This window comes from Pseudomonas sp. NFPP04 (assembly GCF_900113815.1).
Lineage (GTDB): Bacteria > Pseudomonadota > Gammaproteobacteria > Pseudomonadales > Pseudomonadaceae > Aquipseudomonas > Aquipseudomonas extremorientalis.
This window is the reverse complement of sequence record NZ_FOQS01000001.1, coordinates 406,501-424,411: the sequence shown is the minus strand read 5'-3', so window position 1 is coordinate 424,411 and position 17,911 is coordinate 406,501. Positions and strand designations below refer to the sequence as shown.

Sequence of the window (17,911 nt, the reverse complement as noted above, 5' to 3'; positions counted from 1 at the left end):
GAAAAATAGCCGGGAATTGTACCTGATGCTCAGGCCAGACGTCATCTTTGCTGACCAGAACAAAAATGCCCCGATCTCTCGACCGGGGCATTTTTTGATCATAAGCGCGACATCAGCCAGCTCGACGCAACAGCCAGAACCCGGCCAGGGCGCAGATGCCGGTGGGCACCAGCACCGCAAACAGCGGCGAGAAGCCAAACACCAGGCTCGAAGGGCCAAGCAGGTCCTGGGCGATGCGGAAGGTGAAGCCCACCAGCACACCCGTGAATACACGCTGGCCCAGGGTCACCGAACGCAGCGGGCCGAAAATGAAGGAAATCGCCATCAACACCAGCGCGGCGGTCACCACCGGTTGCAACACCTTGACCCAAAATGCCAGCCAGTAGCGGCCGTTGTTCAGGCCCTGGTCCTTCAGATAGTGGATATAGCCCCACAACCCGGAGATCGGCAGGCTTTCCGGAATCATCACCACGGTATTCAGCAACTCCGGCTTGAGGGCGATATCCCATTCCTGGCTCGGTACGTTGATCACTTCGGTGCTGGCCTTGGTGCCTTGGCCAATATTGCGGAAGTAGGTGGTGGTTACATCGCTGAGTTGCCACTTTTCGCCACCGTACTGCGCACGTTTGGCGAAGCTGGACTCCAGCAGGTGACGCTCCTTGTCGAACGTATAACGGGTCACACCAATCAACAGTCCGCCGGGCTGCACGGCGTTGATATGGATGAACTCATCGCCCTGGCGGTGCCACAGACCATGCTTGGAGCTTTGCGCATCGCCTGACCCCTGGGCCAGGGCGCGATTGGCCTGGGCAGTGGTTTCGGCTGGTGGCGCGACGTATTCGCCGATCAGCACGCTGCAGGCCATCAGCAGCAGCATGGGCTTCATCACCGCCCAGACGATACGACCAATGGACACGCCGGCAGCGCGCATGATGGTCAGTTCGCTATTACTGGCCAGGCTGCCCAGCCCGATCAGGCAGCCGATCAGCGCGGCCATCGGCATCATGTCATAGAGGCGACGCGGCGCGGTGAGGGCCACGTAGCTCAGCACGTCCCACACGGTGTAGGTGTCGCTGACATTACTCACTTCATCGATGAAGGCGAACAACGACGCCAGCCCGAGGATGATGCCCAGTACCGCCAGGATGGCGATCAGTACGCTGCTACCAATGTAGCGATCGAGCTTAGCCACGAGCCAACTCCTTCTGGCCACGACGGCTCTTCAGTTTCAAACGGATCGGTTCCCAGTAGAGCAGCCCCAGGCCGATCACCAGGAACATCCCGTGCACCACCCACAGGCCCAGGGTCGGCGACAACTTGCCCTTCTCCAGGGAGGTACGGGCGGAAATCAGGATGGTCAGGTAGGCCATGTACAGCAGGATTGCCGGCAACAGCTTGAGGAAGCGGCCCTGGCGCGGGTTGACGCGAGACAGCGGCACAGCCATCAAGGTCACGATGAACACCAGCAGCGGCAGGGAGAGTCGCCATTGCAACTCGGCGATGGAACGCAGTTCCTTGCTGCCCCACAGATCAGTCGTCGGGATGGCATCACGGTCGGTGACTTCGTCGCTGATGTCCGGACGAGCCAGCATCACGCCATAGGTGTCGTACTTGATCGCGCGGTAATCGGCCATGCCCGGGCTGCCGTCATAGCGGTAGCCATTTTCCAGGATCAGGTAGCGGCTGCCATCAGGACGGACTTCCTGGCGCCCCGAATCGGCCACCAGCACGGAAATGCCACGGTCTTTCTTGTCCTGGCCCAGGCGCTTCTCGGAGATGAACACACCGCCCAGGTTGGCGCGGTCGTCGGTCAGGGTTTCGGTGTAGGTCACCCGGGAACCGTCATTGAGCGCCTGGAAGCGACCGGGCTCGAGGGTGTCGAACTCGGTCATCGCGTCCTGCTTGTTCAGCACCAGCTGGAACTGCAGGGCACCCTGGGGCGCCAGACTCAGGCTCAGCCAGGCAACGATCAGCGCGATGCCGGCGGCCGGGATCATGGTCATGCCCAGCAGGCGCTGCTGGCTCATGCCGGTGGCCGAGAGCACGGTCATTTCGCTTTCGAGGTACAGGCGGCCATAGGCCAGCAGTATCCCGAGGAACAGGCCCAACGGCAGGATCAACTGCAGGAAGCCCGGCAGGCGAAAGCCCATGATCAGGAACAGCGAACCCGGGTCGAGGGCGCCGGAGGCAGCCTGGGCCAGGTATTTGACGAAACGACCACTCATGATGATGACCAGCAGCACCGCACTCACGGCACTCAGGGTCAACAGGACTTCGCGGGACAGATAACGGAAGACGATCAAACCAGACACTCCAGGGTTGTCAGGCTAAGGCGGCCAAACAAGCAAGCATACCGAGACAGCCCATTTACACAGGGCCGGCTAAAAAGATGGCGCATTATCCTGTGATTGACCGCGCCTGTCACGGAGCTTGCTCGTGCACACGCACAAAGCGTGCACCAAGGGTTGTCAGGCTCCGTCGGCGAGGTTCAAACTGCGGCCTTTGTCGCCGGCGGCTTACACGGCTGCCTGGTATTAAAGCCGGAGTACAGACTCCTGGCTAACCGACCTTTATAAGGGACCCGAAAATGGAACTGGTTGTAAAAAGCGTTAGCCCCGAAACGTTGAAAACCGCCACCCTCGTGGTCGCCATCGGCGAAGGCCGCAAGCTCGGCGTGGCCGCCAGGCAACTCGACGAACTCAGCGGCGGCGCCATCAGCGCGGTGCTCAAGCGCGGCGACCTGGCCGGCAAAGTCGGCCAGAGCCTGCTGCTGCAAAGCCTGCCCAACCTGAAAGCCGACCGCGTATTGCTGGTGGGCGTGGGCAAGGACGCCGAACTGGGTGACCGTCCGTTCCGCAAGATCATCAGCGGCATCCTCGGCACCCTCAAGGGCCTGGGCGGCAGCGACGCGACGCTGGCCCTCGACGAAGTCGTGGTCAAAGGCCGTGACAGCTACGGCAAGACCCGCCTGCTGGCCGAGAGCCTGGTGGACGGCGGCTATATCTTCGACCAGTTCAAGAGCACCAAGACCGAACCCCGCGCCCTGAAGAAAATCACCCTGCTGACCATCAAGGCCGCCCAGGCTGAAGTCCAGCGCGCCGTGACCCACGCCACAGCCATCGCCAACGGCATGTCGTTCACCCGTGACCTGGGCAACCTGCCGCCGAACATCTGCCACCCGACTTTCCTCGGCGAACAGGCCAAGGCGCTGGGCAAAGAGTTCAAGGGCCTGAAAGTCGAAGTGTTCGACGAGAAGAAGATCAAGGAACTGGGCATGGGCTCTTTCTATGCCGTGGGCCAGGGCAGCGACCAGCCGCCACGCCTGATCGTGATGCAATACAACGGCGGCAAGAAGTCCGAGAAGCCTTACGCCCTGGTGGGTAAAGGCATCACCTTCGACACCGGCGGCATCAGCCTCAAGCCGGGCCTGGGCATGGACGAGATGAAGTACGACATGGGCGGCGCCGCCAGCGTGTTCGGCACCCTGCGTGCCGTGCTGGAACTCAAGCTGCCGATCAACCTGGTGTGCATCCTGGCCTGTGCCGAGAACATGCCGAGCGGTGGCGCGACCCGTCCGGGCGACATCGTCACCACCCTGAGCGGCCAGACCGTCGAAATCCTCAACACCGACGCCGAAGGTCGCCTGGTGCTGTGCGATGCCCTGACCTACGCCGAGCGCTTCAAGCCGCAGGCTGTGATCGACATCGCCACCCTGACCGGCGCGTGCATCGTCGCCCTCGGCTCCCACACCTCCGGCCTGCTGGGTAACAGCGACGAGCTGATCGAGCAATTGCTCAGCGCCGGTAAAGCCGCCGACGACCGCGCCTGGCAATTGCCGCTGTTCGATGAGTACCAGGAACAGCTGGACAGCCCGTTCGCCGACATCGCCAACATCGGTGGCCCGAAAGCCGGCACCATCACCGCGGCTTGCTTCCTGTCGCGTTTTGCCAAGAACTTCAACTGGGCGCACCTGGACATCGCCGGCACGGCCTGGACCAGCGGCGGCAAGGACAAGGGCGCCACTGGCCGTCCGGTGCCGCTGCTGACCCAGTACCTGCTGGATCGCGCCAAGGCCTGAAACTGAAGATTCCGGGGCGACGCTTATGTCGCCTCGGTTTCGGGAACCGCAATGACCCAAGTCGACTTCTACATACTGCCCAGCGCCGATCCGCTCGCGCGCCTGGACTTTGCCTGCAAACTCACCGAAAAAGCCTGGCGCATGGGCCACCGCATCTACCTGCATTGCAGCGATGCAGCCCAACGCGATGAGCTGGATGCCCGCCTGTGGCGCTTCAAGGGCGAAAGCTTCGTACCCCACGGCCCCGCCGAGTCTGAACCTGAAGGGCTGGTGGTGCTCGGTTTGGGCGACAGTTGCGGCGATCACCATGACCTGTTGGTCAACCTGGACCTGAAAGTGCCGCCGTTCGCCAAGGCGTTTGCCCGTGTGGCCGAGGTGGTGGTGGAAGATCCGGCTATTCGTCAGGCCGCGCGGGAGAGTTTCCGTTTCTACCGCGAACAGGGCTATCCTCTCCAGGATCACCGGCTACAACGACTTTGAGTAAATGATGGACACGCCAAACCCGCTGAAAAAAGATGACCACCTGCTGGACGACCTGGAGTCGATCCGTCAGTTACTGGGTGATGATGACTTGCAACCGCCGCTGTTGACCGAAACGGTCGAGGGCGAGGTACAGATTCCGCTGCTGTTCGACATGGTCGGCGGCAAACCTGTCGCGCCGGAGCCGGTTGTCGAAGCACCCGCCGTCGCACCTGCCCCCGCTGAAAAAGGGCCCGACGCCCTGCTACTGCACCTGGACAACGAACTGCGCGCCGCCGCACAACTGATCATGCAGGACGTGATCGACGACTTTGCCCCGCACATCGAAACCGAGATCAAGCGGCGACTGGATGCGCGGATGGAGCGGCTGCTCAGCCAGTACCAGTCCTGAGCCTTGCATAATCTCCCTGTGGGAGGGGGCTTGCCCCCGATAGCGATGGGTCAACGACTGCTGCGTTGACTGACACGCCGCCATCGGGGGCAAGCCCCCTCCCACATTTGATTCGCACAAGTCTTCAACTCGCCCTCAGCTCCCAGCCCCGTTATACTTGCCGGCTTTCCTGAATTAATGCCAACTAGGGTCCCGCCGCGCATGGATAAGACCTACCAGCCGCACGCCATCGAAACTTCCTGGTACAACACCTGGGAATCCGAGAATTATTTCGCCCCGCAAGGCGCGGGCGATTCCTACACCATCATGATTCCGCCACCGAACGTCACTGGCAGCCTGCACATGGGCCATGGCTTCAACAATGCGATCATGGATGCCTTGATCCGTTTCCGCCGCATGCAGGGCCGCAACACCCTGTGGCAACCGGGCACCGACCACGCCGGTATCGCCACCCAGATGCTGGTGGAACGCCAACTCGAAGCCACCGGCCAGAACCGTCATGACCTGGGCCGCGAGAAATTCCTGGAAAAAATCTGGGAATGGAAGGACCAGTCCGGCGGCAATATCAGCCGTCAGATCCGTCGCCTCGGTTCGTCCGTAGACTGGAGCCGCGAGCGCTTCACCATGGACGATGGCCTGTCGGAAGCCGTGAAAGAAGCCTTCGTGCGCCTGCATGAAGACGGCTTGATCTACCGCGGCAAGCGCCTGGTCAACTGGGATACCAAGTTGCACACGGCGATTTCCGACCTCGAAGTGGAAAACCACGACGAGAAAGGTTTCCTGTGGAACCTCAAGTATCCGCTGGCCGATGGCGCCAAGACCGCCGAAGGCAACGACTACCTGATCGTCGCCACCACGCGTCCGGAAACCATGCTCGGCGACGCTGCCGTGGCGGTTAACCCGAATGATGAACGCTACCAGGCGCTGATCGGCAAGTTCGTCGAGCTGCCGCTGGTGGGCCGCCGTATCCCGATCATCGCGGACGACTATTGCGACCCTGAATTCGGCACCGGCTGTGTGAAAATCACCCCGGCCCACGATTTCAACGACTACGAAGTCGGCAAGCGCCACAACCTGCCGCTGCTGAACATCTTCGACAAGAACGCTGCCGTGTTGCCGGCCTGCCAGGTGTTCAATCTGGACGGCACGCTGAACGAAACTGTCGATGGCAAGATCCCGGCTGAATACGCCGGCCTCGACCGGTTCGAAGCACGCAAGCAGATCGTTGCCGCCTTCGACGCCGCGGGTTTGCTGGTGAGCGTTGACGACCACGGCCTGAAAGTGCCGAAGGGCGACCGCTCCGGCACCGTGATCGAGCCGTGGCTGACCGACCAATGGTACGTCTCCACCAAGCCGCTGGCCGAACCGGCCATTGCCGCCGTGGAAGATGGCCGTATCCAGTTCGTACCCAAGCAGTACGAAAACATGTATTTCTCGTGGATGCGCGACATCCAGGATTGGTGCATCAGCCGTCAACTGTGGTGGGGCCACCGCATTCCGGCCTGGTACGACGAGTCGGGCAAGGTCTATGTAGGCCGCGACGAAGCCGAAGTGCGTGCCAAGCACAACCTGGGTGCCGACGTTGCGCTGCAACAGGACAACGACGTACTGGACACCTGGTTCAGCTCGGGCCTGTGGACCTTCTCCACCCTCGGCTGGCCGCAGCAGACTGAATTCCTGAAGAAATTCCACTCCACCGACGTACTGGTCACTGGCTTCGACATCATTTTCTTCTGGGTTGCCCGGATGATCATGCTGACCATGCACCTGGTGAAAAACGAGGACGGCACGCCGCAGGTACCCTTCAAGACCGTGTACGTGCACGGCCTGGTACGTGATGGCCAAGGCCAGAAGATGTCCAAGTCCAAGGGTAACGTGCTGGACCCGCTGGACATCATCGACGGCATCGACCTGGAAACCCTGGTGCAGAAACGCACCTCGGGCCTGATGCAGCCGAAACTGGCGAAGAAGATCGAAAAGCAGACCCGCGACGAATTCGCCGACGGCATCGCCAGCTACGGCACCGACGCCCTGCGCTTCACCTTCTGCTCGCTGGCATCCACCGGTCGCGACATCAAGTTCGACATGGGCCGTGTCGAAGGCTATCGCAACTTCTGCAACAAGATCTGGAACGCGGCGCGCTACGTGCTGGATAAAGGCGAAGACTGCGGCCAGAACGGCGAAGCCGTCGAACTGAGCCTGGCCGATCGCTGGATCATCTCGCAGCTGCAACGCACCGAAGCCGAAGTGACCCGCCAGCTCGACCAGTTCCGTTTCGACTTGGCCGCACAGGCCCTGTATGAGTTCATCTGGAACCAGTATTGCGACTGGTACCTGGAACTGTCCAAGCCTGTGCTGTGGGACGAGAACGCCCCGATCGAACGCCAGCGCGGTACCCGTCGCACCCTGGTGCGCGTACTCGAAGTCGCGCTGCGCCTGGCGCACCCGTTCATGCCGTTCATCACCGAAGAAATCTGGCAGCGCCTGGCGCCACTGGCCGGTATCGAAGGCAAGACCATCATGCTGCAACCCTGGCCGGTAGCCAACGAAGCGCGCATCGATGAGGCGGCCGAAAGCGATATCGAATGGCTCAAGACCCTGATGATGGGCACGCGTAACATCCGTGCCGAAATGAACATCGGGCCTGGCAAGCCATTGGCGGTGTTCGTGAAGAACGCCAGTGCCGAGGACCTGCGTCGTCTCGCCGAGAACGATGCGCTGCTCAAGAAGCTGGCGAAGCTGGAGTCGATCACCGTATTGGCGGCCGGCGAAGAAGCACCGCTGTCCGCGACCGCACTGGTTGGCGAGATGGAAGTGCTGGTGCCAATGGCCGGCCTGATCGACAAGGGTGCCGAACTGGCCCGCCTCGACAAGGAAATCGCACGCCTGCAAGGCGAAGTGCAGCGGGTGGGTGGCAAGCTGTCCAACGCGGCGTTCGTCGACAAGGCGCCGGCTGAAGTGATCGAGAAGGAACGCGCCAAGCTGGCCGAGGCCGAACAGGCCCTGGGCAAACTGGCGGAGCAACATGCGCGGATTTCCAGCCTGTAAGGATCAAACCGTGTGAAAAAAGAGACCTTCGGGTCTCTTTTTTTATGAAGATCAAATGCAATACGCCTCCTCAGGCCATTAAATTAACTCTCTTCACGTCCCCAAGCGGATCACTGTTCCTAACGACGTCCGCCGACGCTATTAAAGCGATCAACTTAGCACTTGCGAGCATGATGATTATAAAGAGGATAAAGCCACCACTTATAACTTCAAGATATAAGCTTTATAACCGTCGCCACACAACGCATTGCGTAGCCATATTGGAGGCCTGAGTGTCTATAGGAGAAGTAAGTGGGACACTGGCATAAAGAACCTTCATAACTTGGTTCCTTGAAGCAAAAATACTTACAAAAAAAATTGCACTCCATGAAAGATTCTGATCAGGATTCCTCCCTCCAACCTTCCTAAAGTCAAAGGGGCTTTACTTTCCTAGTCCAATACAGGAATTCTCCCATGCCAGTCATCCCGAATAATATTTCATCGTTATCGCCGGCATCTGCAAAAAACACTTACATTGAGCATGATAGTCTCTCGCTTCCCAGCGCCGCAGACAAAAACCCCGCCATTAAAAGCCAAACATTTCGCAGCTGGGAAACAGAGCACACTATTACTCATGACGAAAAAGACCGGTTACATACGCCAGAGGCAAAGGACCCTCGTAACTACCCTAAGACCCATGACAAATATGACCTCGCTTACTTACGAAACTGGAATAAACCCAAAGGCCCTGTTTGCACTGAAAAAGCGGCGAAGAAGTGCAATATCAATCAACTGGCGTTACTCACCCCTCCGAATACCCAGGCGCTCTTCAAGTTATACGACAACAAAGAGGGCTGGGGCGGTGTCCCGGGCTTTATCGATGCATTCTTGCGCGGGGAGCCAGGAGGAAGGACTGAGGGGTTTGGAGCACGGCCCGAACAGTTTTCGACCACGTCCTTTGACCCTCAACTAGGCGGTTTCCTGATATCGCCAAACCCCAGCAACATTCCTGAACGTGGCAAAACGTATACGGATGACGCCACTGCGTTACTTGAAAAGACACGTGGCAAGAATGGCTTCGGGTTGGTTTGCTACTGGATTCCCCCAGGAACCTATGAACGTTACCCTACCTTCCAAAAATTATTTCCACACGTAAAGATTCCAGAATCTTCACCTGCATTCGAAGAACGCGGGCATCTGCCGCCAAACCGACAGGACAGGGATTTCAATACCGAGTCTAATCAACAATACCTCCAGAGAACCGGAAACAGATTTCTATCGGTACCTGTGAACTTGGAGCGCAAACACATCCCCTTGCTTGAAGAGCTGACCAGTACCGTCAATAAGGTTTTGAAGGACGTATATCAAACGGATCCTGAGAAAGAAAAAGTTGAGATATTCACTCACAGTCCTGTATACGATATGGATTCGTGCGGCCTTCATGTACATGTGCGAGTCAATCAAGGGCGCCACCCCCTTGAAGAGGACCTGCGGAATTTGCCTATTGGTCAGTCAAATCCGAATCCGACTGTCATCGCCCCCGACAGTCATTTGAATCATTTCCCCCATAACCGGACTCTGATCGAGCAGTTGGAAAGCAATGGGAGACTCACCGACTTCCCACAAACCAAGAATAAACATTTCATCTCCTATAATATCGCCGCAAAAATGGAAAGAGCCAGAGATAATGGCATTGAGTTTTTAACTGTCCCGAATGTTTTCAAAAATCCAGCCCTCGCTGTCAGCAAGCAAAGCCTTACGCTATCTCCACACCCCTTGATCAATAGAGAAAACGACCCCAACAGTATTCAAATATCAAAAAAATCCGCGGCCAAATATAATTGTCCAGAAATAGGCTTGGTGCCCCCTGAAGGCATGCAAGAACGCATTTCACGTTATGCCAACAATGAAATACTGCCAACGTTCATCTATAACTTCTTTACTAAAGAGGACGACCCGAAGGCAAAGGCATTCCAACAGCACCCAGAACAGTTTCCTGCCACCCACTTTTCCACAGAGGGCGGCATGTTTTTAATGCCCAATACAAAATATGTCCCCGGAAAATCCGAATCCTTTGAGCGTCCGGAGGACATTCTGGCAAGTACCCGCAACACGGGTGGGTTTGCCTTGGTCGGCTATTGGGTCCCGCCTGGTGTTTTTGAAGGCAAAGAACCGTTCAATAAACTCTTTGGCGTAAACACCCAGCGGGCTGAAGGTCCTGAAAGTCGTGAGACCATCGCTGCGTATAACAAACGAACTGACTCATCTTTTATTGTCAACCCGATTGACCTGCAAAAAAAACATATTCCGATGCTCAATGAGTTCAAGGAAATGAGCCTTAAACACTTGCAGGATGTATACGGGGTCCAGCCTGACAAAGAAAAAGTCGATATTTACCTGCACAGCCCGATCTACGGAAACCGGACGGCCGGCCTTCATATTCATGTGCGCATTAACCAGAACCTGCCTGCGGGAGAAATAGATAGTAATCGGCTTGGCTTCGACAAGCTCATGTCCATTTTGAACGATGAAAAAATTTCTGATAGCCACATTCGGGAGCACATTTTGAACAGCGGCCTCAAGACGAACTCTGGAAGCTTTTTGTCATTCAGTTCTGCTTGGGGAAGGCAACAATTCGAAGGTACAGCGACCACCTACGTACCCAACCCATTCCGACGTCCGGACCTCATGACAAGCACATGAAGAGCTAAGTGCATTGGAAGATGAACACCCTCAACCAAAACCGGCAAGCCTCCACCACAGGGGGAGGCTTGCGCATGAGTGCGCCGGTTTGGGTCCACGAGTAACCCTTCCCACTACGACACGCGGTAGCGGTATATGTGTGACAATACCTGCCACTTTTGAAACAGCCTCAGAATCGACGCAGCCAATGACCGCCCCCAGCACGCCAAAACCTCCGCGCAAGAAGCCTAAAACCGCAGCCACGGCCAAGCCCGTTGTGCCGCGCAAAGAGGCCACCCTGCATCCGCGCAACCGCCACACAGGCCGCTACGACTTCCCGGCGCTGATCAAGACCACGCCAGAACTGGCGCAATTCGTGATCATCAACCCGTACGGCAAGGAAAGCATCGACTTCGCCAGCCCGGATGCGGTGCGGGTGTTCAACCGGGCGCTGCTGAAGGCGTTCTACGGCATCCAGCATTGGGACATCCCGGCCGACTATCTGTGCCCACCAGTGCCGGGGCGTGCGGACTACGTACACTTCCTCGCCGACCTGCTGGCCAGCACCAATGACGGCAAGATCCCGCGCGGTTCGATCGTCAAGGTGCTGGACATCGGCATGGGCGCCAACTGTGTCTACCCGCTGGTTGGCTACATGGAATACCGCTGGAACTTCCTCGGCTCCGAGGTCGACCCTATCGCCGTGGCCGCGGCCAAGGCCATCGTGCAGTCCAACGACCTGAGCAAGGTCATCCAGTTGCGCCAGCAAACCAACCCCAAGCAGATCCTGCTGGGCTTGCTGGAGCCGGGTGAGCGCTTCGACCTGACGATGTGCAACCCACCGTTCCATGCGTCCATGGACGAAGCCACCAAGGGCAGCGAACGCAAATGGCGCGCCCTGGGCAAGGCCGATCCCAAGCGCAAGTTGCCGGTGCTGAACTTCGGTGGCCAATCGGCTGAACTGTGGTGTGAAGGTGGCGAGGCGCGCTTTGTGACGCAACTGATCGCTGAAAGTGCGCATTTTGCCCACAAGGTGTTGTGGTTCAGTTGCCTGGTGTCAAAAGCGTCGAACTTGCCCGCGATCGAGACGGCGTTGAAAAAAGCCGGCGTGCTGGAAAGCCAGGTGGTGGAGATGTCCCAGGGACAGAAGCAGAGTCGCTTCGTGGCCTGGACCTTCCAGACCAAGAACGAGCAGCAGATCTGGCGCCAGCGCTGGGTGCGCTAGGCACAAATTGCAGGCACAAAAAACCGTGCCCGGATCGCTCCGGAGCACGGTTTTTTTTGCTGCGGCTTACTTGTTAACAGCGTCGGTCAGGCCTTTGGCCACAACCAGCTTGATAACTTTCTTGGCAGCGATTTCGATGGGGGCGCCAGTCGAAGGGTTACGGCCAGTACGGGCAGGACGCTCGGTCACTTTCAGTTTGCCAATGCCTGGCAGAGTGATTTCGCCGACGGTTTCCAGCTGGTCAGCAACAACTTGGCTCAGTTGGTCCAGCAGAGCGCGCACGGTAGTTTTTGGTGCGTCTACTGCTTCAGCCAGGTCAGCGATCAGTTGGTCTTTAGTAATAGCCATTGTGGTGTTCCTTCCCTATCAAATTCATATGGATTGCAGAGTGCAGTGTCAGCCGTCGAGCCCGACCGTCATGGCCTGGCACCCCAGGCTTATAACCACGGAGATCGCGGTTATAGATGCTTGAAACGGGGATTGGTTCGACCTGACAGATGCTGAATGCACGCTTATCGCCGAGACTTGGCGTAAGACGGGGCAAAACTAGCACAGAGACGGGGAAATATCCGCCTCTACCTACCCATTTGGTCAGCTTTATCGCTCTAAACCGTGAAAAAAAGGCATATGCCCCGTCGGAAGGTGCCCAAAACACCCTTCGAAGCACGTCTTGGCCAATGGTGCGGTACACTTGGCGACTTTTCGGGGAGGCCCACCGCTCCCCTCTCAACCAGCCGAGAAGCCTATGCCGATCCGTCATTGCATCGTCCACCTGATCGACAAAAAACCCGACGGCACACCTGCAGTTCTCCATGCCCGCGACTCCGAGCTTGCCGAGTCGGCCGCCATCGAGAACATGCTTGCCGACCTCAACGAGAGCTACAACGCCAAACAAGGCAAGGCCTGGGGTTTCTTCCATGCCGAGTCGGGCGCGCACCCGTTCAGCGGCTGGTTGAAGGAGTATTTCGACGGTGGGCAGGATTTCACCACCTTCAGCCGCACCGCAGTCGAGCACCTGCAGAAGCTGATGGAAGAATCCAACCTTTCCACCGGCGGCCACGTGCTGTTCGCCCACTACCAACAAGGCATGACCGACTACCTGGCCATCGCCCTGCTGCACCACAGCGAAGGCGTGGCGGTGACCGACGAGCTGGACGTGACCCCGTCCCGTCACCTGGACTTGGGCCAACTGCACCTGGCGGCGCGGATCAACGTGTCCGAATGGCAGAACAACAAGCAGTCCAAGCAGTACATCTCGTTTATCAAGGGCAAGAACGGCAAGAAGGTGTCGGAATACTTCCGCGACTTCATCGGCTGCCAGGAAGGCGTCGACGGCCCGGGCGAGACCCGCACCCTGCTCAAGGCCTTCAGCGACTTCGTTGAAAGCGAAGACCTGCCCGACGAATCCGCCCGCGAAAAGACCAAGACCCTGGTGGACTACGCCAGCAGCCAGGCCAAGCTTGGCGAACCCATGGGCCTGGAAGAACTCTCGGGGTTGATCGATGAAGATCGGCCAAAGGCGTTCTACGACCATATCCGCAACAAGGATTACGGCCTCTCGCCGGAGATTCCGGCGGATAAACGCACCCTCAACCAGTTCCGTCGCTTCACCGGCCGCGCCGAGGGCCTGTCCATCAGCTTTGAAGCACACCTGCTGGGGGACAAGATCGAGTACGACGAAGCCGCCGGCACCTTGATCATCAAGGGCCTGCCGACCCAGCTGACCGACCAGCTCAAGCGCCGTAACTGATGCTGGGCGGGGTCTTCAAGAAAGTCCTGCTGGTATTGCTGGTGGTGGTGGTGATCCAGAACTGGGGCAAGATCGAGCGGGTGTTCAACCCATCGCAGGTAGCCACTGAACAAGTGCGCGCTTCGGCGCGCGTGGTGCTGTATGCCACCGCGTGGTGCGGGTACTGCAAGCAGATCCGCCGTTTCCTGGACCAGAAAGGCATCCCCTACCAGGCGTTCGATATCGAGAAAGACGCCCAGGCGCGCAAGACGTATGAGGCGTTGGGCGGCGGCGGGATTCCGTTTGTGGACGTGAACGGCACGCTGATTCGCGAATACAGCCCCGAGAAGATCATGGCGGCGCTGAAGTAATCAGCGCACCACGATCATGCGCCCCAGCACCTGGTGCTGTTCAAAACCGAGAACCACCTGCAAGGCATTCAGCACAGCCTGTGGGTCTTTGCTCGGGAAGCTGCCGCTGACACGCCTGGCGCCCATCTCTTCGTTAAGCAACAGGATGCGACCGGGGTAGTAACGGCCCAGGTCCTTCACTACGTCCGCCAAGGGCGCCTTGTAGTAGTTGAGCCAGCCGTCGCGCCAGGCCAGGCGTGATTCGCTGTCGACCCCATGCATTGGTTCGGCAATGCCATCGGCGTAGGCCACTTGCTGGCCGGCGGTAAGAACCTGCTGTTGGCCCTGCTTTGACGGCGTCACGCCAACCCGTCCGGACAACACCGTCACCTGGGCGCCTGCCGGTTGCAGGCGCACTTCGAACTGGGTGCCCAGCACCCGCGCTTCACCGCTGCCCGCCGCCACCACGAAGGATTGCCCGGTGTGGGTCACGCTGAAAAAGCCGGCCCCGCGACGCAATTGGATACGCCGCTCGCCATGGTTGAAATCCACGGCGATGGCGCTGTCAGCGTCCAGGGTGACTTGGGAGTTGTCGGCCAGCGTGACGGTCTTGATTTCCCCGGGTGCCGTCACGTAGTCAGCGCCAAGGTCATCGACCCAGCGCGACGGCTGCCAACCAGCCCCCATGGACACCATCACCACCAGGCAGGCAGCCATGGCCAACGCCCCGGACCAACGCAGCACCCGCGAACGCTTCGGGGTGTTCATCGCATTGAGGTAGCCCTGCAAGGCCATGGCTTCTTCGTCCGCCAGCTTGCGCGCCGGGACTTCGCTCAACTCCCACAGCACCTGGGCCTGGGAATAGGCCTCGACATGTGCAGGGTCGGCCCGCAGCCACTGGCTGAACGTGGCCTGGTCGCCACTGCTGGGCTGGTCGTGCAGCAGGCTCAACCAGGCCAGGGCCGCTTGTTCCTGGGCGGGCGTGGGGATGACGTTCACGGTGCTTTCCCTGGCGTGCGTGGGGATGAGGGGTCGCGAAGGCTGGCTTTGCAGGCTTCGAGGGCACGCATCATATGTTTTTCCACGGCACTTTGGGACAGGCCCATGGCCTTGGCGATTTGCGCGTACTTGCGGCCGTGGATGCGGTTGAGCAGGAAAATCTGCCGCGTGCGCTCGGGCAAACTGCGCAGCGCCGCTTCGACATGGCGCAGATCATTGCCGGCTTCCAGCGCCGCCTGGGGCTCGGAGCCTTGGTTGTCGTGCTGTTCGGGCAGCCAGCCTTCGCTGCTGCGCACCCGCGCGCCTTCGCTGCGCAGGTGATCGATGGCGATATTGCCGGCGCAGCGCAGCAGGTAGGTGCTGAGTTCTTCGACCTGCACCAGCGGCCGGCGCCAGAAGCGCAGGAACAGGTCCTGCACCAGGTCGGCCGCCGTGGCGCGGCACCCCACGCGGCGACTCACCAGGGCCTCCATCTGCGAACGCTGGGACAGGAACACCTGCAGGAAATGCGCACGCCCACCGGCCGCGTCAGCGTGCTGGCTGTCCTGGGGTTCCGGTGGGGTGCTGATCATCATGGACGGGCTCAGAGTGTGGCGAAGGCTGCGACAGGGCTGGCGAGCAGGCCGACACCCGCCAGGATCAGGGCCAGCCTTGGCCGATACGGCAACAGCAGCACCAACAGCAGTGCGCTGAGCATCAACACGGCGCACCACTCCACCAGGCCCTGGCCCCAACCGGAGATGGCCACGGCGGGCCAGATCGACACGGTCAGCAGCAACCACCCAGCCACACGCAAACCCAGGCGCCGGCGAGGCGTGGGTCTACTGTGCAACAGTTCGCCGTGATGACGGTCGGTGGACAAGCACAACGCAGCAAACCCGGCGTAGCACATCAGCAGTGCAAGCAGCATTCAGTTCGCCTCCTGCTTGAGCGTCAACCCGCGTGTGCGTTCAACCTTGGGCGCAGGCATGGTGCGATGCCGCATCTTCCAGGCGGCCCAGCCGAGGAATATTCCGCTGGCCAGGCACGTCAGGTCGAAGCCGGCCATGGCCCAGTCTCCGGTGGCCAATGAAACGCCCAGGTGATGCGAGGTGGTCAACGCGTTGAGCAATGGAATGGCGATAAACAGCAATGCGCCGACGCTCAACTGCTCGACCCAACCCTGGCGGCCACACCGCAGGATGGCGTGCAGCAGGCTCAGGCCCCAGGCAATAAAGAAGGTTTGCACTTCCCAGTCGGAACGTTCGGCGAAGGTCACCGGCAGCAGGCGGTTGGCCCAGAAAAACGCCGCGATGGCGATCATCAGGCCGGACATGCTGGCGATGTTGAGTACTTCCACAAGACGCAGTTCAAACGGCATCACATTGCTCTTGAGGTGCTTGAGCTGACGCTTGCCAAGCCAGATGACCAGCCCGGTGCCTATCATAGCCGTGCCCGCCAGCCCGCAGATAAAGTACAACCAGCGCAGCACCGGGCCGGCGAAATGGCCCATGTGCAGGCCGTAGAAACTGCCGCCGATGGCCGCCGGCAGCGACTGCCCGCCGCTCACTCGCAACAATTCGCCGGTGCTGCCATTGAAGGACACGGTACTGCCGAAATCGTGCACTACGCTGTCGGAACCGGCGCGCAATACATTGACCGAGGCGTTCACATCGCCGGGGTTATTCACCGCCACGCGCCCCACATGCCCGCCCGCCCACTGTGCCCGCGCCTGCTCGTACATCGGCACCAGCGGCAGCAATGTGCCTGGCTGGCCCGATGCAGGCGCGTTGTTGGTGTTCGGGAACACCTCGCTGAAAAAGGCGCGGGTGTCGTTGCCATAGGAAGCCAGGATCGGCGCCGGCATCACCATGCTCATGAAGATCACCAGGCTGCTGTAGGTGATCATCAAATGGAAAGGCAGCACCAGCACACCCACCGCGTTGTGCCCGTCGAGCCAGGAACGCTGGCCTTTGCGGGGACGGAAGGTGAAGAAGTCCTTGAAGATTTTCTTGTGGGTGATGATGCCGGTGATCAGCGCGATGAACATCACCATCGCGGCGATGGTCGACAGCCAGCGCCCCCACGGGTGAGGCATTTGCAGTTGGAAGTGGAACCGGTAGAAGAACTCGCCGCCCATGCTTTCACGGGCCTGCACGGCCTGGCCGGTGACGGGGTCGAGGGTTTTCTGGATGAAGTTGCCACGCTTGCCGGGGTCGACCTTGTCCTGCCACATCACCGACAGGCCGGGGTCGCGACTGTCCGGCAAGGTGATGAACCAGCGCGCGGCGGTGGGTGCGACCTGCTGCAGATAGGTTTGGGCCACGGTGAGGCTGCGCGCATCGTCCAGGGGACGGGCCTGCACTTCGGGCTGCATCCAGTGGCTGATCTCGTCCTTGAAATACGAAAGGGTGCCTGTCAGGAAAATCGCAAACAGCAGCCAGCCGAAGATCAACCCGGCCCAGGTGTGCAACCAGGCCATGGCCTGACGGAAACCCTCTTTCATACTCGTGTCATCCACAAGCCCACGCCCGCCAGGGTGGCGAACGCCGCACTTGGCAGCAGCACACCGAACCAGGCGCGTGCGGCACTGCGGCAGGCGAAACACCAGAGCACAGCGAGCAGGTAAAACACGAAGGAACTCATCATTCCGGTGATCACCGCATCGGCGCGAGAAGTAGGCAGCCACAGCGCCAGACAGATGCTGGCCAGGGACGCCATCAGGTAACCGCCCACCACGGCAGCCAGCACACGCGAGGTCACGGCGAGACGATAGGAGACAGGCAGCGAGGTTTTGCTTTTCATGCGGGAGGCGCCAGGTTCATCAGCGCGCAATATTAATGATAAATATTCTCATAAGCAAAACAGAACGGATGAATCACTTGTGCGGATGGATTGCCGAAGCCACTCACGCGCCCTACAATGCGAACAATTCTTGTTCTCTAAAGCATCGCGATGCTTGTGGAGTGTC

Annotated in this window: 16 protein-coding genes; 8 read left to right on the top strand and 8 right to left on the bottom strand. The window is 59.4% G+C overall.

Annotation, left to right across the window (positions count from 1 at the left end; genetic code table 11):
• Nucleotides 1–112: 112 nt before the first annotated feature.
• On the bottom strand, nt 113–1,192 hold the full coding sequence (gene lptG, locus BM017_RS02045; protein ID WP_071488637.1) for an LPS export ABC transporter permease LptG: 1,080 nt from the start codon (nt 1,190–1,192) through the stop codon (nt 113–115).
• A complete protein-coding gene (gene lptF, locus BM017_RS02040; RefSeq protein WP_092240947.1) occupies nt 1,185–2,303 on the bottom strand; it encodes an LPS export ABC transporter permease LptF in 1,119 nt (372 codons plus the stop codon). Before lptF ends, lptG begins: the two co-directional genes overlap by 8 nt.
• A gap of 284 nt (nt 2,304–2,587) precedes the next feature.
• On the opposite strand from lptF, the gene BM017_RS02035 reads away from it, so the two are divergent.
• From BM017_RS02035 to rlmF, 6 genes are all read left to right on the top strand, one after another.
• The gene (locus BM017_RS02035) at nt 2,588–4,078 is read left to right on the top strand and encodes a leucyl aminopeptidase (protein ID WP_092240945.1); all 1,491 of its coding nucleotides are present in this window, start codon (nt 2,588–2,590) and stop codon (nt 4,076–4,078) included.
• Nucleotides 4,079–4,129: 51 nt separating this feature from the next.
• Nucleotides 4,130–4,558 (top strand): DNA polymerase III subunit chi, encoded by a 429-nt coding sequence (locus BM017_RS02030; RefSeq protein WP_012722396.1) that lies wholly within the window; start codon nt 4,130–4,132, stop codon nt 4,556–4,558.
• Between the two features lie 4 nt (nt 4,559–4,562).
• A complete protein-coding gene (locus BM017_RS02025) occupies nt 4,563–4,949 on the top strand; it encodes a DNA polymerase III subunit chi (protein WP_083351543.1) in 387 nt (128 codons plus the stop codon).
• Between the two features lie 201 nt (nt 4,950–5,150).
• On the top strand, nt 5,151–7,997 hold the full coding sequence (locus tag BM017_RS02020) for a valine--tRNA ligase (RefSeq protein WP_071488633.1): 2,847 nt from the start codon (nt 5,151–5,153) through the stop codon (nt 7,995–7,997).
• Between the two features lie 453 nt (nt 7,998–8,450).
• Nucleotides 8,451–10,679, top strand: a complete 2,229-nt coding sequence (locus BM017_RS28740) for a hypothetical protein (protein ID WP_139216840.1) — start codon at nt 8,451–8,453, stop codon at nt 10,677–10,679.
• 187 nt (nt 10,680–10,866) lie between these two features.
• The gene (gene rlmF, locus BM017_RS02010; protein WP_092240942.1) at nt 10,867–11,883 is read left to right on the top strand and encodes a 23S rRNA (adenine(1618)-N(6))-methyltransferase RlmF; all 1,017 of its coding nucleotides are present in this window, start codon (nt 10,867–10,869) and stop codon (nt 11,881–11,883) included.
• 66 nt (nt 11,884–11,949) lie between these two features.
• Here the strand turns inward: rlmF and BM017_RS02005 are convergent, their stop codons facing one another.
• The gene (locus BM017_RS02005) at nt 11,950–12,231 is read right to left on the bottom strand and encodes an HU family DNA-binding protein (protein WP_092240941.1); all 282 of its coding nucleotides are present in this window, start codon (nt 12,229–12,231) and stop codon (nt 11,950–11,952) included.
• 397 nt (nt 12,232–12,628) lie between these two features.
• Here BM017_RS02005 and yejK point away from each other — a divergent pair, with 397 nt between their 5' ends.
• On the top strand, nt 12,629–13,633 hold the full coding sequence (gene yejK, locus BM017_RS02000) for a nucleoid-associated protein YejK (protein ID WP_010212893.1): 1,005 nt from the start codon (nt 12,629–12,631) through the stop codon (nt 13,631–13,633).
• Nucleotides 13,633–13,983 carry a glutaredoxin family protein gene (locus tag BM017_RS01995; RefSeq protein WP_092240940.1) on the top strand — a complete coding sequence of 117 codons (351 nt, stop codon included), beginning with the start codon at nt 13,633–13,635 and terminating at the stop codon, nt 13,981–13,983. Before yejK ends, BM017_RS01995 begins: the two co-directional genes overlap by 1 nt.
• Here the strand turns inward: BM017_RS01995 and BM017_RS01990 are convergent, their stop codons facing one another.
• Genes BM017_RS01990 through BM017_RS01970 form a run of 5 tightly spaced genes read right to left on the bottom strand, consistent with a single transcriptional unit; the run spans nt 13,984 to nt 17,745 of the window.
• Nucleotides 13,984–14,961, bottom strand: a complete 978-nt coding sequence (locus BM017_RS01990; protein ID WP_092240938.1) for a FecR family protein — start codon at nt 14,959–14,961, stop codon at nt 13,984–13,986. It abuts the gene before it with no gap.
• Nucleotides 14,958–15,536, bottom strand: coding sequence for an RNA polymerase sigma factor (locus BM017_RS01985; RefSeq protein ID WP_071488629.1), 579 nt, complete (start codon nt 15,534–15,536; stop codon nt 14,958–14,960). Before BM017_RS01985 ends, BM017_RS01990 begins: the two co-directional genes overlap by 4 nt.
• Before the next feature lie 8 nt (nt 15,537–15,544).
• Complete coding sequence (locus tag BM017_RS01980; protein ID WP_092240936.1) at nt 15,545–15,871, bottom strand: DUF3325 domain-containing protein; 327 nt, start codon at nt 15,869–15,871, stop codon at nt 15,545–15,547.
• On the bottom strand, nt 15,872–17,446 hold the full coding sequence (locus BM017_RS01975; RefSeq protein WP_092240934.1) for a PepSY-associated TM helix domain-containing protein: 1,575 nt from the start codon (nt 17,444–17,446) through the stop codon (nt 15,872–15,874).
• On the bottom strand, nt 17,443–17,745 hold the full coding sequence (locus tag BM017_RS01970) for a DUF3649 domain-containing protein (RefSeq protein WP_071488626.1): 303 nt from the start codon (nt 17,743–17,745) through the stop codon (nt 17,443–17,445). Before BM017_RS01970 ends, BM017_RS01975 begins: the two co-directional genes overlap by 4 nt.
• Between the last annotated feature and the right edge of the window lie 166 nt (nt 17,746–17,911).

Excerpts from the sequence above, each read along its gene's own strand:
- BM017_RS02035 (WP_092240945.1), top strand. The coding sequence starts at position 2,588 with ATGGAACTGGTTGTAAAAAGCGTTAGCCCCGAAACGTTGAAAACCGCC.
- BM017_RS02030 (WP_012722396.1), top strand. The coding sequence starts at position 4,130 with ATGACCCAAGTCGACTTCTACATACTGCCCAGCGCCGATCCGCTCGCG.
- BM017_RS02025 (WP_083351543.1), top strand. The coding sequence starts at position 4,563 with ATGATGGACACGCCAAACCCGCTGAAAAAAGATGACCACCTGCTGGAC.
- BM017_RS02020 (WP_071488633.1), top strand. The coding sequence starts at position 5,151 with ATGGATAAGACCTACCAGCCGCACGCCATCGAAACTTCCTGGTACAAC.
- BM017_RS28740 (WP_139216840.1), top strand. The coding sequence starts at position 8,451 with ATGCCAGTCATCCCGAATAATATTTCATCGTTATCGCCGGCATCTGCA.
- rlmF (WP_092240942.1), top strand. The coding sequence starts at position 10,867 with ATGACCGCCCCCAGCACGCCAAAACCTCCGCGCAAGAAGCCTAAAACC.
- BM017_RS02005 (WP_092240941.1), bottom strand. The coding sequence starts at position 12,231 with ATGGCTATTACTAAAGACCAACTGATCGCTGACCTGGCTGAAGCAGTA.
- yejK (WP_010212893.1), top strand. The coding sequence starts at position 12,629 with ATGCCGATCCGTCATTGCATCGTCCACCTGATCGACAAAAAACCCGAC.
- BM017_RS01995 (WP_092240940.1), top strand. The coding sequence starts at position 13,633 with ATGCTGGGCGGGGTCTTCAAGAAAGTCCTGCTGGTATTGCTGGTGGTG.
- BM017_RS01985 (WP_071488629.1), bottom strand. The coding sequence starts at position 15,536 with ATGATGATCAGCACCCCACCGGAACCCCAGGACAGCCAGCACGCTGAC.
- BM017_RS01980 (WP_092240936.1), bottom strand. The coding sequence starts at position 15,871 with ATGCTGCTTGCACTGCTGATGTGCTACGCCGGGTTTGCTGCGTTGTGC.
- BM017_RS01975 (WP_092240934.1), bottom strand. The coding sequence starts at position 17,446 with ATGAAAGAGGGTTTCCGTCAGGCCATGGCCTGGTTGCACACCTGGGCC.
- BM017_RS01970 (WP_071488626.1), bottom strand. The coding sequence starts at position 17,745 with ATGAAAAGCAAAACCTCGCTGCCTGTCTCCTATCGTCTCGCCGTGACC.